At 52.8% G+C, this 19,716-nt stretch carries 19 protein-coding genes; 9 read left to right on the top strand and 10 right to left on the bottom strand.

Translation table 11 applies throughout. From position 1 onward, the window contains the following. Positions 1-561 precede the first annotated feature (561 nt). The 3 genes from LQ229_RS21095 (at position 562) to LQ229_RS27170 (ending at position 4,470) form a co-directional block, all read left to right on the top strand. Positions 562-1,011 carry a VOC family protein gene (locus LQ229_RS21095; protein WP_216541182.1) on the top strand — a complete coding sequence of 150 codons (450 nt, stop codon included), beginning with the start codon at positions 562-564 and terminating at the stop codon, positions 1,009-1,011. A 209-nt stretch (positions 1,012-1,220) separates the two neighbouring features. Beyond that, the gene (locus tag LQ229_RS21100) at positions 1,221-1,805 is read left to right on the top strand and encodes a TetR/AcrR family transcriptional regulator (protein ID WP_230192841.1); all 585 of its coding nucleotides are present in this window, start codon (positions 1,221-1,223) and stop codon (positions 1,803-1,805) included. A 58-nt stretch (positions 1,806-1,863) separates the two neighbouring features. Continuing rightward, positions 1,864-4,470 carry a LuxR C-terminal-related transcriptional regulator gene (locus tag LQ229_RS27170; RefSeq protein WP_290370062.1) on the top strand — a complete coding sequence of 869 codons (2,607 nt, stop codon included), beginning with the start codon at positions 1,864-1,866 and terminating at the stop codon, positions 4,468-4,470. 284 nt (positions 4,471-4,754) lie between these two features. Here the strand turns inward: LQ229_RS27170 and LQ229_RS21115 are convergent, their stop codons facing one another. Beyond that, positions 4,755-4,889 (bottom strand): fibronectin type III domain-containing protein, encoded by a 135-nt coding sequence (locus tag LQ229_RS21115; RefSeq protein ID WP_230192842.1) that lies wholly within the window; start codon positions 4,887-4,889, stop codon positions 4,755-4,757. A gap of 13 nt (positions 4,890-4,902) precedes the next feature. Between LQ229_RS21115 and LQ229_RS21120 the strand changes: the two genes are divergently transcribed. From LQ229_RS21120 to LQ229_RS21140, 5 genes are all read left to right on the top strand, one after another. After that, a complete protein-coding gene (locus tag LQ229_RS21120; RefSeq protein ID WP_230192843.1) occupies positions 4,903-5,466 on the top strand; it encodes a LuxR C-terminal-related transcriptional regulator in 564 nt (187 codons plus the stop codon). A 68-nt stretch (positions 5,467-5,534) separates the two neighbouring features. Further along, positions 5,535-6,905, top strand: coding sequence for an aldehyde dehydrogenase (locus tag LQ229_RS21125; protein WP_230192844.1), 1,371 nt, complete (start codon positions 5,535-5,537; stop codon positions 6,903-6,905). Between the two features lie 90 nt (positions 6,906-6,995). Beyond that, on the top strand, positions 6,996-7,688 hold the full coding sequence (locus LQ229_RS21130) for a response regulator transcription factor (protein ID WP_216541176.1): 693 nt from the start codon (positions 6,996-6,998) through the stop codon (positions 7,686-7,688). Next, a complete protein-coding gene (locus LQ229_RS21135; protein WP_216541175.1) occupies positions 7,678-8,751 on the top strand; it encodes a HAMP domain-containing sensor histidine kinase in 1,074 nt (357 codons plus the stop codon). Before LQ229_RS21130 ends, LQ229_RS21135 begins: the two co-directional genes overlap by 11 nt. A 167-nt stretch (positions 8,752-8,918) precedes the next feature. Continuing rightward, a complete protein-coding gene (locus tag LQ229_RS21140; protein WP_216541174.1) occupies positions 8,919-9,665 on the top strand; it encodes an MBL fold metallo-hydrolase in 747 nt (248 codons plus the stop codon). Between the two features lie 415 nt (positions 9,666-10,080). Here the strand turns inward: LQ229_RS21140 and LQ229_RS21145 are convergent, their stop codons facing one another. Beyond that, entirely contained in the window at positions 10,081-11,967 is a 1,887-nt protein-coding gene (locus tag LQ229_RS21145; protein ID WP_216541173.1) for an ABC transporter permease, read from the bottom strand. Continuing rightward, positions 11,942-12,706, bottom strand: coding sequence for an ABC transporter ATP-binding protein (locus LQ229_RS21150; RefSeq protein WP_216541172.1), 765 nt, complete (start codon positions 12,704-12,706; stop codon positions 11,942-11,944). The genes LQ229_RS21145 and LQ229_RS21150 overlap by 26 nt, the downstream gene beginning before the upstream one ends. 148 nt (positions 12,707-12,854) lie before the next feature. Between LQ229_RS21150 and LQ229_RS21155 the strand changes: the two genes are divergently transcribed. Further along, a complete protein-coding gene (locus LQ229_RS21155; RefSeq protein WP_216540668.1) occupies positions 12,855-13,370 on the top strand; it encodes a DinB family protein in 516 nt (171 codons plus the stop codon). A 102-nt stretch (positions 13,371-13,472) separates the two neighbouring features. On the opposite strand, the gene ptsP is transcribed toward LQ229_RS21155, so the two are convergent. The 7 genes from ptsP to LQ229_RS21190 form a co-directional block, all read right to left on the bottom strand. After that, on the bottom strand, positions 13,473-15,212 hold the full coding sequence (gene ptsP / locus LQ229_RS21160; protein WP_216540667.1) for a phosphoenolpyruvate--protein phosphotransferase: 1,740 nt from the start codon (positions 15,210-15,212) through the stop codon (positions 13,473-13,475). Continuing rightward, positions 15,212-15,481, bottom strand: a complete 270-nt coding sequence (locus LQ229_RS21165; RefSeq protein ID WP_216540666.1) for an HPr family phosphocarrier protein — start codon at positions 15,479-15,481, stop codon at positions 15,212-15,214. The genes ptsP and LQ229_RS21165 overlap by 1 nt, the downstream gene beginning before the upstream one ends. An 82-nt stretch (positions 15,482-15,563) precedes the next feature. Continuing rightward, positions 15,564-16,298, bottom strand: a complete 735-nt coding sequence (locus LQ229_RS21170) for an SIS domain-containing protein (RefSeq protein WP_216540665.1) — start codon at positions 16,296-16,298, stop codon at positions 15,564-15,566. Positions 16,299-16,303: 5 nt separating this feature from the next. After that, positions 16,304-17,050 carry a creatininase family protein gene (locus LQ229_RS21175; protein WP_216540664.1) on the bottom strand — a complete coding sequence of 249 codons (747 nt, stop codon included), beginning with the start codon at positions 17,048-17,050 and terminating at the stop codon, positions 16,304-16,306. A gap of 14 nt (positions 17,051-17,064) precedes the next feature. Beyond that, positions 17,065-18,057, bottom strand: coding sequence for a phosphotriesterase (locus tag LQ229_RS21180; protein WP_216540663.1), 993 nt, complete (start codon positions 18,055-18,057; stop codon positions 17,065-17,067). Positions 18,058-18,105: 48 nt separating this feature from the next. Next, positions 18,106-19,401: a PTS ascorbate transporter subunit IIC gene (locus LQ229_RS21185; RefSeq protein ID WP_230192845.1), complete on the bottom strand. Its 1,296-nt coding sequence runs from the start codon at positions 19,399-19,401 to the stop codon at positions 18,106-18,108. Between the two features lie 24 nt (positions 19,402-19,425). Beyond that, positions 19,426-19,689: a PTS sugar transporter subunit IIB gene (locus LQ229_RS21190; protein ID WP_216540661.1), complete on the bottom strand. Its 264-nt coding sequence runs from the start codon at positions 19,687-19,689 to the stop codon at positions 19,426-19,428. Positions 19,690-19,716 lie beyond the last annotated feature (27 nt).

Consider the following 19,716-nt stretch of genomic DNA (forward strand, 5'->3'; position numbering starts at 1 on the left):
GATACACCAAAAAGCTTTCGACCTATGATCTGCCCATATTAATTACCCCAAAAACGGATACAGTTTGCAACTCTATTTTCATTTATGGCGATGGTCGTCAGGCCATGGGGGATTTGTATGAAATTTCGAACATAACGGAAGGATTCAATGCATGCGCCGCTCGTTTAGTATGATATTTCGTCTCACCTTTGCAGGATCAGGGCCCAAATCGTGATTTGAGTATGAAATTTCGAACATAATCGACGGACTGAACTCATGCGCCGCTCGTTTAGTATGATATTTCGGCTATATTTTGTGATCCCAATCCTGAGTCATCATCCCAACCCGGTTTAAAATTAATGCAACGCCATTGCTCCTGAACAAGCGGGATTTCGACCAAAGGCGGACTGAACGGATACCTGCGAAGAGAAGCGATCCCGCCTCGCATCCGCGCAGCTTGCCAACCTTCGTCGGAAATGAAGTTGATCTCAAGCGGCCATTTTGAGCAACCGATAAATCTATTTACATACAAACAGTATGTATGTTAACATAGGATCAACAATCGAAAAGGAGAGATTTTCTATGAGAACAAACAGCTTTTATCCGGTCATTTTGACGGAAAAGGTCGCATTGAGCGCCGCGTTTTACAAAGAACATTTCGGCTTTGAGGCGGTATACGAAGCCGATTGGTACGTAAGCATGAAATTGGCGCAAGGCGAAATTCCTTACGAATTGGCTATTTTGGACGCGACGCATCATACCGTACCGGCCGCTTACCGTCAAAAAGCGCAAGGGTTGATTCTGAATTTTGAAGTGGAGGATGTCGATGCGGAATATCGCAGACTGATCGTGGATCGGCGTTTGCCGCTGCAGCTCGATCTTCGGGATGAAGAGTTCGGCCAACGGCATTTCATCACTTCGGACCCGAACGGCGTGTTGATCGATGTGATCAAGATCATCCCTCCGTCGGAATCGGAAAGCGCGCAATATATAGAAGCTGTCTGGTCAAACGACGAGGACGGCAATCAATGAGCAACGCGACAGCTTTGAAGCATTATTTCGGGGTCGAACCGCGGACTTCTAGGAAGGCGATTCCGAAATCAATTTGTCATTGCTGGAACCGCTAGCAGATGATCCGCCCTTCTATGTCTGAAAGTTGGCGGACAATTTGGAACTGTTGAAAAAATGACAGTAGAGTGGCAAGATAATTACAGAGTATGTAGCGGGAGAAAAATCCATTTATGAGAAGAAACCAGGAAGAAACGAATGAAACGATACGTAAACTGATCGAAGTGGGGAGGACGCATTTCACGGAACGCGGTTATGCGGATACGGCTCTGGAGGATATCGTCAATGAGGCCGAAATGACGCGCGGGGCGCTTTACCACCATTTCGGAAACAAGAAGGGATTGTTCCGCGTCGTATTCGAATCCGTGCAAAAGGAAATTGCCGAGCGGATCGAAACGGAAGCGGCCGCAAGCGAGGACCTGTGGCAACAGCTGCTGCTGGGCTGCCGCGCGTTCGTCGCCGCCGCTGTCGAGCCCCGAAATAAGCGGATATTGTTACTGGACGGTCCCGCCGTATTGGGATGGGAAATGTGGCGCATGACGGACGAGCAAAATTCGATGCGGCTGTTGCATGAACAATTGCAGTTTATGCAGCGGCAAGGATGCTTTAAACCGGTAACGATTGAAGCGATGACGCATTTTATTTCCGGCGCCCTGAACGAATCGGCGCTTTGGATCGCGCATCATCCGGAGCAACGGCACGCTTTGGACGACACGATGAAAGTGATCTCTTTGTTTATGGAAGGTTTTAAACGCTAGACGAAATTTAATAAGATATTATGGACCGCAAAAAGAAAATAACAGAGGTGGACTTTAAGTGACACAGCTTGCCGACGATACGAAACCGCTCCTGCCCTATCCGGTACTAACGACAAAGCTGCATATCCCCCGGACGATCGCCGATACGCTCGCCCGACCGAGGCTCATTAGCCGTCTGCGGCAAGCGCGCAATGCAGCCCTTATTTATATTTCCGCTCCGGCCGGATTCGGCAAGTCGACCTTGCTTGCCGAATTGGCGGGCACCTTGGACGCCCGGCCGGGTTGGGTTTCGCTTGATCAAGGCGATAACGACTTGACGATGTTTTGGCTCTATATGATCGCGGCGATCGATACGATAAGCCCCGGCTTCATGGCAAGAACGAATGCCGTTCTTACCTTGCTGGAACCGTCCAAGCCGGAACCCGGCATTGCCATGCTGCTCAACGAATTGCAGCGTTTGGAAGGGCCGATTGTCCTCTTTTTGGACGACTTTCACGTCGTTACCGATTCGAATGTCGTCTTGTCGTTTTCCTATTTTATCGAGCATTTGCCCCGGCATGTCCAACTTGTGCTGGCAGGCAGAACGGAGCCTCCGTTTCCCGCAGCCAAGCTTCATAGCCGGGATATGATGGTTCGTTTGGATGCGCGCGATTTGCGTTTCACCGAGACGGAGGGAGCCGATTTCTATCGGCATTGCATGAAGCTCGAATTGTCCGCCCAAGATGCGGAGGAATTGGTTAAGCGGACGGAAGGCTGGGTTACGGCAATGAAATTGGCGGCGATGTCTGTGCGCGATTCGCATGATCCGGCAGCGTTGATTCGCAATTTTAGCGGCGATTATCATGTTTTGGAGCAATATTTGCTGGAAGAAGTATTTCATGGGATGGACGAACGGCTGCAATTTTTTATTATGGAATGTTCCGTCTTGCAACGAATGAACGCCGCCTTATGCAAGGCGGTAACCGGATGCCGGGACAGCCAGTCGATACTGGATGATTTAGAGCATATGCAGCTGTTTGTCATACCGCTTGACGAACGAAAGATTTGGTACCGCTTCCATCATTTGTTTTCCGAATTCGCATTTCGCCGCTTGCAGAGAGCGGATCCGGAACGGCTGCCGGCATTGTACGCGGCGGCGGGAGCGTGGTGCGAAGACGAAGGCTTGCACGAGGAGGCGCTGGATTATTATTTATCCGGCAAGCACTATAACCGCGCCGTTCGATTGCTCGAGGAAATGACCGCCACAATGATCCGAATGAATTGGACTTCCTTGTATATGAGACTGTCCGAAGTGCCGGAATCTTTGCTTTTGCAATCTCCGTCCCTTTATTTTTCCAAAGCGCTTACTTTGCTGTTCGGCGACCGTAAATATTCGTTGGTGGAAAGAATGCTGCTCCGGGCGGAAGAGAGGTTTGAAGCTTCCGGCGGGGAGTGGACGGAGGAGGAGAAGAACGACTTTCTGGGAAGCCTTTATTTTGTACGGGCGTTTTACGCATCGCAAGCTTTGGACGATATGAATCTTGTCATTCATAATATGAAGCAGTCCAGACTCTATAAGCCAACGGGGACGAAATTGGTATTCGCCCAGTCGGTCGTCCGCGCGAAGCATTCGATCGTCAAGGAGCATGCCAGCAGCCATGAAGGCTACCCAAGCATGGATATCGTCATTCCGTTTTTGAATCAGTTGATCGAAACGGTAGAAGATTTTGGACTGGCCGGATCGGCGCTCGTATCCGTCAGCGAGCACATGTATGAGCTTAACGAGTTGGAGGCGTCCGAATCGTATGCCCGGCGGGCGATCGAATCCACCGATTTCAACAACCCGCTCGCATCGGAAGCATTGGTTCCCGCTTGGCTTCTGTTGTCCCGGATTCGCAAAGCGCAAGGTCTGCGCAGCGAGGCGGAGGACATGCTGCGGGAGGCGAAGACGAGTGTCATTCGTTTAGGCATCCCGTCCGCCCTGATCTATTGCGACGCGGAATTGGCCCGGCTCGCTCTGGACGCCGGCGACTTGGAGCCGGCGGAAACGTGGATCGGCCTGTACCGGATTTCGGCCGCCGACAGCTTCACGGCGCAGCAATTATACGAGTATCAGTTTCTAGCGCGGATTCTGCTGGCTCAAGATCGCCTGGCGGAGGCGCGGGAACTTGCGGAACGATTGCTTGCCGTCGCGGTGCAGGCCGGACGGAACTATCATCGGGATGAAATTCACGTACTGCAATCGCTTATCTTGTCTAAGATGGGAGAGACCGAGGCGGCTTTAAACATCGTGAAACGTACGCTGCATATTACAGGGACGGATTTCGTCCGCCTATATGTCGACGAAGGACGGCCGATGGCCGAGATGCTGGCGATGCTTAACGAATCCCTCTCGCTGCCGCGCGATGCCGAATCGCCGCCGGCGACCAATATTCGCCGCTTGCTCGCATGCTTGGGGAACGCGGGGGGCAAGGAAGATTCGCCGAGCCCGTTCGCCCTGCTTCTTACCAAGAAGGAACAGGAAGTATTCCGGTTGATCGTGCAAGGATTAACGAATAAGGAGATCGCGGAAAAGCTCGGAATCGGCTACGGGACGGTCAGATCGCATATTAACCGTATTTACGGCAAGCTTCAAGTCGAAAGCCGGGACGAAGCGATACGCAAAGGTTACGGCATGGGGTTGTAAACCGTCATGATGGTTGCTTACGTTGTAAAAAATACAACATTTGAGGAGGGGCTAGGCGGTTTTGAGCCTTTATGTTGCACATTATGCAACATAATCGTAGATGAAAGGACAGAATGCGCTGTTATACCCGGAGAATGTTGTACATTGTACAACAAAGTTATCTTTGCAGACGAATAAGATAGCGAAATGTTGTATTTTTTACATCATGGATTTCAACCATAGCAACAGTAACAGGAGATCCCCTCTGTCAATGCAAAGGGGATCTTGTTGTTTGCGCTGCTGCCTCATTCCCGTCTTTTTGTAGTCACGTTAATCTGTTCGGAAATTTCCGATTCGAAATCGTTGCGAAGCGCAATGACCGTATAATCATACGGTGTATTGGGAGCAAGTTCCGGATCGGTATAGGACGTTCCTCCCACACGGAATTCCTTGTTGTCAAATCCGTTCCTGTACACGATATATTCCGTCGCTCCGTCTACGGCATCTCAAGACAGCGTCACGCTTCGATCCGAAACGCCGGTAGCTGCAAGGCCGCCCGGCCGAGGAACGATTTCCGCCGCGGCACAAAGCTTGCATATGCTGGAGCGAGCGCTGGCGTTGGCAGAGCCTGAAGGTTATATCCGGTCGTTCGTCGATGAGGGCAAGCCGCTTCGCAAATTGCTCGCCTCCTATTTGAAATCCCGCCAAAGCAATCATCGCCGCGGCAACCGCAACGTCTCGTTGAGTTATGTAAAAAGGTTGCTTCGTTCGATTTACAACAGCCGGCTGCTAACCGAACTTGCGGAAATGAAGGAACACCATTTCGATTCGCTTACCGCGCAAGAGACGAACGTGTTACAACTTATCCATGCGGGACTTACGAATCAGGAGATTGCCTCCCGGCTGCAAGTATCCTTATCAACCGTCAAGACGCATATTAACAATTTATACAGGAAACTGCATGTCGACAATCGGATCTTGGCCGTCCAGCGCGCCAAGCAGTTGGAACTGCTTTAAATTCGGATGCCGATGGCATATAATTTTGATGTAAGCCCAATCGTCGGTGAACGGAGGGAAATTCGGTTATGGAAAACTATGCGCATCTCGTCGCCAAGCAAAGGGAGTTTTTTCAAACCCATCAAACGAAAGCGTTGTCTTACCGCCTTGAAGCGTTGAAAAAACTGCAGGCGGGCGTCAACCAATACGAGAGAGAGATTATGAACGCGTTGAAATCCGATTTGAACAAATCGCCGTTCGAATCGTATTCAACGGAAATCGGCATCGTCTTGCATGAAATTCGCCATGCGATCAAACATGCCGCCTCTTGGGCGAAGCCGAAGCGGGTGAAGACGCCGCTCACGCATTTCGGCTCGACGAGCAAGATGTACCCCGAGCCGTACGGCGTCGCCCTGCTGATCTCGCCATGGAACTATCCGTTTCAATTGCTGATTGCGCCCTTAATCGCCGCGATCTCTGCAGGGAATTGCGCCGTCTTGAAGCCTTCGGAATGGTCCCCAGCCACGTCCGGCATCATCGCCGACATCGTCCGGGAGATTTATCCGCCCGAATATATAAGCGTAGTCCAAGGCGGAGTCGAGACGAGTCAGGCGCTGTTGCGGGAGAAGTTCGACTATATCTTCTTTACGGGCAGCGTGACGATCGGCCGGGCCGTCATGCAGGAAGCGGCCAAACATTTGACGCCGGTTACGTTGGAGCTTGGAGGCAAAAGCCCGTGCATCGTCCATCGGGACGCCGATTTGAAGCTGGCGGCCAAACGAATCGCATGGGGCAAGCTGATCAATGCCGGGCAAACCTGTGTAGCGCCGGATTATCTTTACGTTCATCAAGAGGCGAAGGAGCCGTTCCTTGCGCGGTTGCAAGAAGCGATCGCGGAAATGTTCGGCGCCGATCCGTTGCAAGCGGAGCATTATGTCCGCATCGTCAACGCCAAACATTTCGACAGGCTCGTTTCTTTGATCGATCCGGCCAAAGTCCGGTTCGGAGGCGGGATAGATCGGGCGAAACTGGCGATCGAACCGACATTGTTGGATAGGGTCGCTTGGGACGACCCGGTCATGCAAGACGAAATATTCGGCCCGATCTTGCCGGTGCTCGAATACGACGATTTATCCGATATCATTCCTACGATCAATGCGCGCCCAAAGCCGCTGGCTCTTTATATATTCTCCGAATCGAAGCAAGTGCAGAAACGAATCTTGCGGGAAGTGTCCTTTGGGGGCGGATGCGTCAACGACACGGTTATGCATGTCGGCTCCCCGTATTTGCCGTTCGGAGGCGTCGGGGAGAGCGGAATCGGCGCTTATCACGGCAAAGCCGGATTCAACGCGTTCACCCACTATAAAAGCATCGTTCGATATACGACGAAATTCGATGTCCCCTTTCGCTATCCTCATGTGACAAACGGGCTTAAAAAGATCAAAATGTTTCTAAAGTAACATTCCGTCGCCGAATTCGCCGCCTTCAGGAAAAATTCATAAGGGGGAAATCGAGGATATACCTAAATCAACGCACGGGAGCGATGCCGTTTGACCAAAAACATATTAATCGTCGACGATGAAGCGGAAATTCGGGATGTTGTCCATATCTATTTGCGTAACGAGGGCTACCGCGTGCTGGAAGCGGAAGACGGGATTCAAGCGCTGGAACTGCTCAGGCGGGAAAAGATCGACTTGATGATCTTGGATATTATGATGCCGCGTATGGACGGAATACAAGCTTGCCTGAAAATAAGAGAGGAATCGAACATCCCGATTATTATGCTGTCGGCCAAAGGCGAAGACTTGGATAAAATTATGGGGCTATCGACGGGGGCCGACGATTATGTCACGAAACCGTTCAACCCGCTGGAGCTGGCCGCCAGAGTGAAAGCCCAGTTTCGAAGGCAGCATTTCAACTCGGAGATGGAAAGCGACGCTTCCGTTATACGCATCGGCGACTTGACGATCGACCGAAGCCGTCATTTCGTCGCCGCGGGCGGCAAGGAAGTGTCGTTGACGCCGACCGAATTTGCCATCCTGGAGCTATTGGCGTCGCATCGGGGCCATGTTTTCAATACGGATAAAATTTATCGGAGCGTATGGAAAGACCCATCGATTTATTATTCGGAAAATACGGTCATGGCGCACATTAGAAATATCCGCGAGAAGATCGAAGCGAATCCGAAAGAACCTCAATATATTAAAACGGTGTGGGGAGTGGGATATAAAATTGAAAAATAATATATTCCATTGGATCGGCGCGAGAAGAAGCTTGCGCGGGCAAATTTTATGGTCGATTGCGTTTAGCTTTACGCTCGCTTTGCTGCTGATGGCCGTCGTCGCCAGTATCCTGAATCAAACCCCGATTGCCGCTCGGCTCTTTTTTGTGCCTCTGATCGTCTTTGTCGCTTCCTTTCTGTTCTTTTTTATGTTATTCACCCGCAAGATCGTTGCCTATACGCGGCTCTTGGCGGACGGCCTCATGCTGATCGCGGAAGGCGATCTGCGTTATCGGGTTCCTATATCGAGGCAAGACGAGCTTGGTAATATGGCGCAATGCATTAATCATATGGCGGCGCAAATCGAGCGGCATATGGAGCGGGAAAGGCAGGCGGAGCGGTCCAAGCTCGAGTTGATTACGGGATTGTCACATGACTTGCGAACGCCGCTGACGAGCGTGATCGGCTATTTGAATCTGATTCAAAACGAAACGTTTCAAAATCGAGAGGAGTACAACCGCTTCGTCGACAACGCGGTTCAGAAAACGCAGCAGTTGAAACATCTGATCGACGATTTGTTCGAATATACCCGGTTGAACAACAGGGATGTCGGGTTGTCGATGCGGGAAGTCGATTTGAAACATTTGCTGAAGCAAATGTTGTACGAATTCGAGCCGATTGCCGAGGAACAAGGGCTAACCGTCGCGACGGTTTGGGATGCCGACGACATCGCGGTAGTCATGGATCCGGAGAAGATGGCGAGGGCCGTCGATAACTTGTTGATGAATGCTTTGAAGTTCTCGACCAAACCGGGAGAGGTGAAGGTACGGCTTCGCGCCGAACGGGGACGGGCTTTGCTGGCGATCGAGAATGCCGGTGCGCCGATCGATAAGGAAGCGGAGGCCAGGCTGTTCGATCGCTTCTATAAAGGCGAACCGTCGCGGAAAGACAATCGTTCTCCTTCCGGTTCAGGGTTGGGCCTTTCGATCGCCAAACAGATTGTGGAACTGCATCACGGTCGCATCTGGCTCGAACATCGAGACGGGAGCTATACATTCTATATTGAATTGCCTTTGGCCGCCTAACGGTCGGACGTTAACGGAATCGGCCGCATTCGAGTGTTTAATAATTTTTATATTGACAAATAAAAATTTTTGCGGTATAATATAAAATTTTACCATTTACTTTCTGCGGAAACTCCAGTAGTATATTGTTCTGTAAAAAAACGATGCGACTAAGGGAGGATGATCGTATGAAAGTAGCCGATGGATTGGTTATGCTGGAAATTGCGGCGATCGTGATGGGAAAAGAAGATGTTATTCATCCTGCGTTCCTATGGGACGATCGTTCGGCCGTTCTGGTCGATACCGGTTACCCGGGTCAATGGCCGCTTATTCGCGATGCGATTCTAAAAGCGAACGTTCCGTTGGAGAAGCTCAGCCATATTATTGTGACGCATCAAGATTTGGATCATATCGGTTCGCTTCCCGTCATCCTGCAAGATGCGAAGCAACGGATCGAAGTATTGGCCTCTTCGGCGGAAAAGCCGTTCATCGAAGGCGAGCGGAAACTGCTCAAAATATCCGAGGAGGCGATCGAGAAAGCCGTCGCGGCGTTGCCGGCCTCGGTGCCGGAGCAAATGCGCAGCGCATTTCGGGCGGTGCTGACGAATCCGCCGAAAGCCGGCGTCGATCGCGCGATCGGCGACGGGGAACATTTGCCGTTTTGCGGCGGCATCGCCGTCATCGGCACGCCCGGCCATACGCCGGGGCATACGAGCCTGTATCATATGCGAAGCAAGACGTTGATCGCCGCGGACGCGTTGACCGTAGAGAACGGACAATTGCTCGGGCCCAACCCGGCTACCACGCTTGATATGGAAGAGGCGCTCGAATCGCTGCGCAGACTAGCCCGCTTCGAGATCGAGAACGTCATCTGTTATCACGGGGGGCTGTACCGGGGCGATGCCAACCGGCGCATTGCGGAGTTGGCTCTGTAATTGCGGGTTGCAATACGGAAGGAGCGGCCGATCGATTCGGCCGCTCCTTCAAGTTGATTATTGTTCTGCTATGAGTCAATTTCATCATTCGCCACCGTTGATGCAACTGGCTTTATTGCGCATATCGGAGGGGACCTCCCTATTTCGAAGGCGATCCGCGCGGACCTGCGCTTTTTGTTGGGCGCCAACGAAACGAATAATCCTTACTCGGCTCAAAATGACGACGTTCCAATCCTGACGAAAGCAGGTACCGTTATTCCTCGGGAATGGGCTGCTTTACCGCCTTTTTCCCCTCATTAACGTGTTTCAGTTTCGTTGCGCCGGCGACAAGGTGTTTTAGCAGGCATTAGCGTGTTAACGTTTCGTTAGCTCTCCCGATGGGCCGTCAGCCGCGCAGCTATTATAAAATTGACTCCTATAGTACTTTTTTCAACTTTGTAATATAATTGGCGCGGATGAACAGGAAGTAAACGACTTGAATGAGCGCGAAAGATCCGAGCACGATCGCCGATTCCAGCATCAAGTTCGCGCCGAACGTATTTTGCAGCGTGTTCAGTGCGACCGCTCCGTGGACGACGGCCACGATAATCGGCACGAAGAACAATAACCCGATTTGCGTCGATACGATCTTCGACAGCTCGGCTTCCGTCAACCCCAGCTTGCTGATGGCGCGGTACTGGATCCGGTCGCTGTCCAAATCCGCATAGAGGCGGAAGTACAAGAAGCTCCCGGCAGCGACGAAGAAAACGGCGCCGATGAATAGTCCGGCCAGGAAAATTTGTCCGAACGTTTGATTGGTATCGTTCAAATTATACGCCCGCGCGGAGAAACTGTAATGTTCGCCGCCACCCCCCAATTCTTGTTGCAGCTGCTTCGAGACAGATAGCGTTTGCCGCCATTCCCCTATATCGTAGATATATGAAGTGGAGTCTTGCTCCGAATCCGGCAATGCCCCGAATACTTCCGCAGAAACGACGGCGGTTTCCGCATAATCGATTTGCAGCAGCGACGGCGGTTTCACCTCGCGTTTGGCCACGGCGAGCGAGCGGCCTTCCTTGACCGAAATTTGTTGTACTTGCTCGGCGGCCGCATTTCCGAATCCCATATCGTCGGGATAGAACAGGAACGCTTCCCCGCTGCCCACCGAAATGTTCTCCTTCGTCAATCGCTTGTAATCGTCCGCCGATATGAAGCTGTACCGCTTCTTCGTGGCGGTATCGATGACGGCCTTTTTCTTCACAACGATCGGCTCGTATTCGAATCCGGCATCCGCAAGGGCTTGCTCGATCCGCGCGGTATGCCGTTCTTGCTGCTCGTTCCCGGCATAGGATTCGTATTTCATCGGCGCGGTCGATCCGATAATCGTTCCGGTAAACATCGACTTCATTCCGACTAGGGTGCCGATCGCGCAGAAAGCGACGGTCGAGATGATGGCGACCAGGAAGAACATGCGGGCATTGTCTTTCATCCGGTAAGCCAGATCCGACAAGGTGATCATATTCGTTTTGCTGCGGTATAACGATTGTTTCTTTTTCAGCTTATGGATCATATAGACGCTTAATTGCGTGAACAGGAGGTAGGTTCCTGCGCTGACGAGCGCGACGACGGGCAGCAGCGCCAGCAGAACGAGTATTCCTTTCACTATGAATGCGATGGCGTATCCGATCGCTATGAGCACAGCCGCCAGAATGGCAAGTCCGGTGGAAGCCTTCGGCTCAGGCTTCGGTTTCGCCGATCCTTTCAGCAGATCGATCAGCGAACTGCTGCGCAATATGATGGCCGTAAACATCGAAATGAAAATGAACAGCAGCGCAAACGCCGCGAATGTAAGCCAAGCGGCTTTGAGCGGCCAATAGAACGCCAGCGGCTCCTCCAACGACAGGATGGAAGACCCGAGCATCAGCATGCCTTTCGACAACAGCAGCCCGACGGCGATGCCCGATACGGTTGCGGCCAGCCCGATAATGACATTTTCCAGAAAGACGAGCTTCCGTAATTGATAATCGGACATCCCTTGCATGATTACAATGCCGAATTCCTTCTTGCGCGATTTCAGAAAGACGCTCATCGAATACAAAATAAAGAAAAACGTAAATACGTAAATGATATATTGCGAAGCGTCCATGCCCGCTTGTGCGCCTCTTCCGTAACTGCCCGTACCGTCGAACGAAAGATACGGATGGAACGCGAGCATCGTATAGACGAAGAAAATCATGACCGAGAAGGCGCAGCTGAAGAAATAACCGGCGTACAGCCGTTTATTGCGAAAGACGTTTCTAAATGCGAATTGACGAAAATTCATCTTCCGTGCCCCCAATCGAAGACAATACGCCCATAATTTCCTGGAAAAACATTTGACGGCTGTCCGTCCGGCGCAGCTCCCGATACAACGAGCCGTCCTTGATGAATATGACGCGGTCGCAGTAACTGGCCGCTTGGGAATCATGCGTTACCATCATCATCGTCGCGCCGTCATCCTTATTCAATTTCTCCAACGTCTCCAGCACGTCCTTCGCCGCCTTCGAATCGAGGTTCCCGGTCGGCTCGTCCGCGAGAATCAGCTTCGGATCGTGAATAATGGCTCTGGCAATCGCCGTGCGCTGGCATTGCCCTCCCGATATTTCATACGTCCGTTTGTTCAAAATATCCGCGATCCCGAGCTTGTCCGCGATCCGGTTGACCCGTTCGTCCTGTTCCCGAACGCTGACGTTCTCGAGCGTAAGCGGGAAAACGATATTCTCCTTCACCGTCAGCGTCTGCAGCAGGTTGAAATCTTGAAACACGAAACCGAGCTCCCTGCGGCGAAACAGCGCCAATTGCCGTTTGTTCAATTGGTGCGTATTCTTCCCGTCGATCATGACTTCGCCGGAGGACGGCTTGTCGATCGTGGAGACGACATGGAGCAGCGTCGTCTTTCCGCTTCCGGAAGGTCCCATGACGCCGACGAACTCTCCTTTTTGCACCGTTAAATTCAAATTCGATAGCGCTTGATAAGCTACTTTGCCTTCATATACTTTGGATACGTTTCTAACGTCCAGCATGGCGATTCGCACACTCCTTCATCATATAACTTCTATGCTATTAACTATAGTCGCTTCGATGAAAAGCAGCCATTGATCTTCCTTACGGAACCTTTCATTTTTGTCATGTTGCTGTGTGCTATAATGGATGGAAAAGGAGGAGATGAATATGATGGAAAGGCCGCTGGAAGGGGAGTACGGCGCGCATTTCGAGCCTTATGTTCGAATCGTGCCGGATGGCAACATTATCGAGTTGTTGGCCGCGCAAGCGGGGGAGACGGAAAGCTTGATCGCCTCTCTCTCGGCAACGCAAGCGGAACACCGGTATGCGCCGGGGAAATGGAGTGTGAAAGAGATGATCGGTCATATGACCGATACGGAGCGCATTATGGCCTACCGGCTGCTTCGGATTGCAAGAGGGGACCGGACGCCGCTTGCGGGTTTCGACGAGAATGAATATGTGAAGGGCGCGTCTTTCTCGTTGCGAAGTCCGGCCGAATTATCGGAAGATTATGCGGCGGTTCGCCGTTCGACGTTAACTTTGCTTCGCGGATTGACCGAGGAGGCGTGGCTGCGAACCGGAGTTGCCAACAATAGCGAGCTTACCGTCAGAGCCCTCGCTTACATTATTGCCGGGCATGAGCTTCATCATTTGAATATATTGAGAGAACGGTATTTGGCTTAGTTGGTCCAAAGCGGCGAATTGCGGAGTACATTGCGGTAGCAAATGAATAAAGTTAGGGCTGCCTGCAAGTCGTCTGATCGACTCGCGGCAGCCCTTACGAATTTAATCGGAATGCAATGTTTCCATATATTGCGTCAATTGACGCCGGACTTCCTCCGTCGTCGCCTCTTGCAGCAAACGGTCGGCCAACGCTCGGCATTCGCCGCTGTCGAGCCGCGAGAGCGTCCGCTTGATCTTGACGATCGAGCCTGCGTCCATGCTCCATTCGTCGAGTCCGAGTCCGAGCAGGAGCGGGGCGGCGAGCGGGTCGCCGGCCATGCCGCCGCACATGCCGGCCCATTTGCCTTCGCGATGGGCGGCTTCGATGACACGCCGGATCAACTGAAGAACGGCGGGGTGGAAATAATCGTATAGATACGCGACCTTCTCGTTCATCCGGTCGACCGCGAGCGTATATTGAACGAGGTCGTTCGTACCGATGCTGAAAAAGTCGACCTCTTTGGCGAACGCGTCGGCCAGAAGGGCGGCCGAAGGAATTTCAATCATGATGCCGAGCTCGACGGAGTCGGATACCGGTATATTCTCCTGCGCCAATTGCGCTCTTGCCTCGTCGTAAACGGCTTTCGCCTGCCGCCATTCCTCCAGGCTCGAAATCATCGGAAACATAATTTTGACGTTGCCGTAGCGGCTGGAGCGCAGAATGGCCCGCAGTTGGGCGAGCAGCAGCTCCCGGCGGTCGAGTCCGATTCTTATGGCGCGATAGCCGAGGAAAGGATTCGCTTCCTTCGGCAAAGCCAAGTAAGGAAGCTCTTTGTCCCCGCCGATATCGAGCGTCCGAACGACGACCGGACGGCCTTCCATACGCTCGGCGACTTCCCGGTAGGCGGCGAATTGTTCGTCTTCGTCCGGCATCCGGTTGGCGTTCATATACAGAAACTCGGTCCGGTACAATCCGACGCCGTCGGCATGATGCTCCGCCGCGGCCGCGGCTTCTTGCGGCGTGCCGATATTGGCGGCCGTCTCGATGCGGACGCCATCCTTCGTCTTGGCGGGCAACAGACGGAATTGCTCCAGCGACTTCTGTTCCTCCTGCTCGCTTTGCATGCGCCGGCGGTATTCCTCAATCGTTTCCGGTTCTGGGGCGCGAATGCAGAGGCCTTGGCTGCCGTCGACGATCAGAAGTTCGCCGCCCGCAATATCGCTCACTTCGTCTCCCGCGCCGACTACGGCTGCAATGCCGAGCGACCGGGCCAGAATGGACGTATGCGACGTCTTGCCCCCGAGGCGGGTGACGAGCGCCTGTACGTAGCGCTTGTCGAGTTGGACCGTATCGGACGGCGCCAAATCGTCGGCAATGACGATTGCTTCTTCGCGCAAATCGGCAAGGCTGATCCGTTCCCGTCCTTCAAGACGCGTAAGCAGCCTTTTGCTTACATCCCGGATGTCGGCGGCCCGTTCCCGCATATATTCGTTGTCCATCTGCTCGAACCGTTCGGCGAAATGTTCCGAGACGGTGCGAACCGCATGTTCGGCACTGAAGTTTTGTTCCCGAACCTTCTTTTCAATTTGCGGATAGAAGGCCGGGTCGGACAGCATCCGCGCTTGACCGACGAGGATGCCGGCTTGCTTCTCGCCAAGCGTTTGCTTCGCTTGCTCCGCCAGCTTGGCCAAATCCGCTTCGCTGCGTTGTTTCGCTTCGCTAAGCCGCGCAAGCTCCGCTTCCGTCTCGCCGGGTTCGACGATTTCGCGGACGGCCCGCTCCGCCGCATCGGCGAATACGAACGCTTTGGCGATACGAATGCCGTCCGATACGCCGATGCCGTGAATATGCCGTTCCGCCATTAGTCTTCACCGAACTTGCTTTCGACGAGCTGCGCCAGGCTGTCCACCGCTTCCTGCTGATCCGGGCCTTCCGCTTCGATCGTAATCGACGACCCTTTGACCAGCCCGAGCGTCATTAATTCCAGCATGCTTTTGGCGTCCGCCGCGTCTCCGTTCTCGTTTTTGACTTGAATCTTGGACGCAAATTCATTGGCTTTATCAACGAAAAGTTGCGCAGGGCGGACATGAAATCCTTGTTCGTTCTGTATCGTAAGTTGTCTAGCCGTCATGGTTTATTTCCTCCTATCGGTAACACTGTCTCTGTTTGTTTGAGTTCAAAAAGGGGGCTTTTCGAACAATCTCTATAACTTGTCAGGAAAGAAGAGGGATTCTTTCCCGGTAACGTTCGATGAGCGCGTTGTTGTGGTCGTCGGCGCCGTCGATGTTGCCGCTCAGGAAGACGGGAGGGTGAAAGTCCCGTTCGATCATGATCTCGATCGCCTGGGCCAGGATGGCGTTCAGAATCGCCGCTCCGATCACCGTCGACGTCGGCGTGAACGGAACGGGCGAACCCGGATGGGTCAGCACCGCGTCTCCCTTGACCGCGTAATTGTTAATCGCCAAGTCGACGGAATTGTACAGATGCTTGCCGCTTGCGTGGCGGGAAGGCTGGCTTTGCGAATATTCCATCGACGTAATGCCGATCGTGAATGCGCCTTTTTGTTTGGCGATGAGGGCGGCGTCGATCGGAACCGGATTCCGCCCGGAAGTGGACAGTACGAACATGACCTCTCCAGGCCGAATATCCTGGCCGTTCATGAACTCTTCGGCCAGGCCGTTCTGCCGTTCCAGTTCCGAGGACCGGACTGCGCCTTCGTGCAGCATCAATTTCTCTACGAAGATCGGATGGATCGGCACCAATCCGCCTGCCCGATAAAATACTTCTTCCGTCAAGATATGGGAATGGCCGCATCCGAACAGATGCACGACGCCGCCGTTCATAATCGCTTCGGCCGTCTTCCCGGCCGCTTGGCGAATTGCGTCGGCCTCTCTGTTCTCGACTTGGTCAAGCATTTGTCTTAGATGTTGAAAATAGGTATGAAGCATTTCTATCACAGCTCCTTGCCGGTTGTTAGCCGCTTTTTGGCTTCGTTGACGATGGCGGCCATCGTCTTTAGTGACGCTTCGACGATATGCTCGCCCTTTTCTTTCGTGGCCAGCGTCGCGTCTCCGAGCACGGCCGTGGATGTGAACTCTTCCCACGGAGTCGGGGTGCAGTCGGCCTCGATCCCGATATTCGGCGGATCGCTGATCGCTTTGGACATATCTACGTATTCTTCGGCCAAATAGAGCATGTAGGAAGTTTCAAGCTCGCATGCATGAAAGTATGAGGCGTGGGAAGAAGGCGTTTCCCTTACTTGTTCGATCGCTTGCTTCGAACCGGGATAGAAAAAATAGTATACTTTCAAATCCGGGCAATCCCGGTACAGCAAGCGGGCGGCCTCCTTAAGAGCGACCGCGTTGCCGAGATGGCCGTTCAGCATGACGAAGATGCGGAATCCTTGGCGGTCGAGGCTTTCCCCGATGTCGTACAACATTTGAATAAGCGCGTCGTTAGAGACGTTGATGCTGCCGGGGAAGTTCTGCAAGCTCCATACTTGTCCATAGGGAAGAGTAGGGAGGACGAAGCTGTCCGTCCGTTCCGCCAGCCGCCGGGCGAGCCGTTCGGCCAGAACGTTGTCCGTGCCGAGCGGGAGATGGGGGCCATGGGCCTCGACCGCCCCAATCGGCAAGATGGCGCATGCGGTCCGCTCGATTTTGCTTGCCACTTCGAAGGCGTTCTCGTCTTGATAGATCATTTGCCGCGCCTCCTTTACCGTTTAAAAGCGAAACAGTTCGCAGGATTCTTCACGAAAAATTTCTCTACAAGCTTCTGTCCGTCGAATCCCGCCCGGTTCGCCTCGTCGATAAAACGCGGAACCCATTTGGCGATAATATATTCCAATCCGAGGCCGTGTTCGTAATGCTTGTAATACGTTTTGCGAGCCGTGTCCCCGCTGATCAAGATTTGATCCTCGTATCCTTTCCGCACGAGCTCGAGAATGAGATGAATGCGTGTGCTTTCGGGAGCGTACTTGATTTTGGCGATTCCGTCGAAGGAAAGGTACGCGCCCGTCTTCGCGAGCTGTTCATGGTAATACGGATCCGGATTGCGGTCCATATGGCCGAGACTCAGGAAGCTTAAATCGATATTTTCGCTTCGCAGCAGCTCGATTTGTTCCAATGCCATCGTACCCACTTCGGTATGGGAGTGGATCGGCGCTTTCGTTTCGTGGTGAGCGCGGGCGACGGCACGCAGCGTTTTTTCCTCCAGCGGCGTAATCCGGTTGTATCCCGTGCCGAACTTGACTTGTCCCGCTTTAAACGGAGTGCCTTCCAAGCCTTCCTCGACTTCTCGGATGACGAATTCGGCAAGCTCGTTGACGCTTTTCGCCTCGATCCATTCATAATACGTTTTATAATTGCCGATCAACGGCTTGAGTTCGTCCTTCACTGCGGCGTCCCACAGAAAACTTTTGTTGAAACCGGCCGTGCCTACAATACGGACGCCGGTTTCTTTCATGATGTTATGGACCGCCGGCACATCGCGGCCGTAATCGATGGCCGTAGCGTCCACGATTGCCTGTCCGCCGTGCCGCTTGAAATCAAGCACGTCAAGTTTGGATTTCTCCGGATCGTCGAGCAGCATGTCGTCTTCGTTGCGCTCCGCCCAGTGGGCCGGCCGGCATACGATATGCTCGTGGGAATAAGTGAAACCCAACTGATCTTTCGAAATATCTGCGTCCAAAGTTCGAATAAAACTCATCCTGTTGTACCTCCAATTCGTTGATGTGAAATCATGCCGTACGATCGATTAGAACAGCAGTTGCGCCAGGAAGCGAATGATCGGTCCCAATATGAACATATCGGAGTCCGCGGCCCACATCGCCGTATCCGGCACAGTCGACGAGAGGAGGAAGCGAACCATGACGAACTGTCCCCAAGCGACGACCGTAGCCGTTATGAATCCCCCCATCAATGCGCCGCGCACCCCTCCGGTAGCGTTGCCGAATACGCCGGCGGTCGCCCCGTGGAAGAAGAGCACGATCATTGTCGGTACGAAAATGTAGGCCACCGTGTTGCCGAGTACGACGAGCCAAATCAACGCGCCGGCGAACGCTCCGATAAAGCCGAGGATGACCGCGTTCGGAGCATATGGATACGTGACGGGGGAGTCGAGAGCCGGTTTCGCGCCGGGAACGATTTTGGTCGCGATCCCGTTGAATGCCGGTACCAGTTCCCCGATGAACATCCGCACGCCCATCAGCACGATCGCGATGCCGCCGGCGAACGTCAAGGATTGAATGATGGAGTACACAATGAAGTTTTGATCTCCCGCCAGCGCGATCAATTGCTGGGCGCCGGGCGTCCCTTTCATGACGATGACGATCGAGCCCACCAGGAACAATACGCCCATGCTAAGCGCCGTAATGACGTTGGAGTCGCGGAGAAATTCAAGCCCTTTCGGCACTTTGATTTTTTCGGAATCGTTGTTTTTGTTGCCGAACCATTTGCCAAGCAACGCTGCGAGCAGTGCGACCGATGCGGAAGTATGACCGAGTGCGATATTGTCGTTCCCGGTAATTTTGCGCATAAACGGCTGCGTTAAAGCAGGCTGGAGCGTCCAGTACAATCCGAGGATGATGGCAAGGAATAGAACGAGTTTCCAAAGGGAAACGTCCCCGGCCGTATGAACGACGATTCCTGCAAAGATCGTGGCCGTCCAGAACATCATGTGGCCGGTCAAATAAATAAACTTGAATTTCGTAAAGCGGGCAAGCAGCACGTTGATGAGAAAGCCGACCAACATGGCGAGCGTAACGGCGCTGCCGAATTTGGCGTTAAACGCGTCTTGGCCGAGAAATTGCCCTAAAGACTCGGCCTCGAGCCCAAATACTTCTTTCCACATCGGTTCGAATACGTTCAGCGCATTGACGATGACGCCGGAGCCGGCCCCGATGATGAGAAATCCGATGACCGCCTTGAACGTTCCGCTAACAATCTGGCTGGTCGTCTTCTTTTGCAAAACCAATCCCGCTAAAACGATAAATCCGAGCAGGATTGCCGGCGTTCCGAAAATATTCGTGGCTATCCAAAAAATAACGTCCATTGGACACTCCTCCTACGTAGGCTTTTACAAAACTTCTTTCAATTTTTCTTTAATTTCGTTCAGGTCGAAATAATTGTTGACGATGACGATTTTGGCATCATGGCCTTGCAAGCTTTGCGCAAGCTCGCTGTTGGTTACGATATAGTCGGCCGACATGCTCGATGCGGTGGAAACGTCCGTATGCTCTACGTCTGCCTGGATTCCTTGCTCTTTTAACACGCTCTCCACATTCATTCGTAAAATGAGACTTGTACCTTGACCTAATCCGCATACGCATAAAATTTTCATATTTATTACCTCCATTTTTTGTTTGTC

The sequence above is a fragment of the Paenibacillus sp. CECT 9249 genome, from assembly GCF_918697855.1.
GTDB lineage: Bacteria > Bacillota > Bacilli > Paenibacillales > Paenibacillaceae > MSJ-34.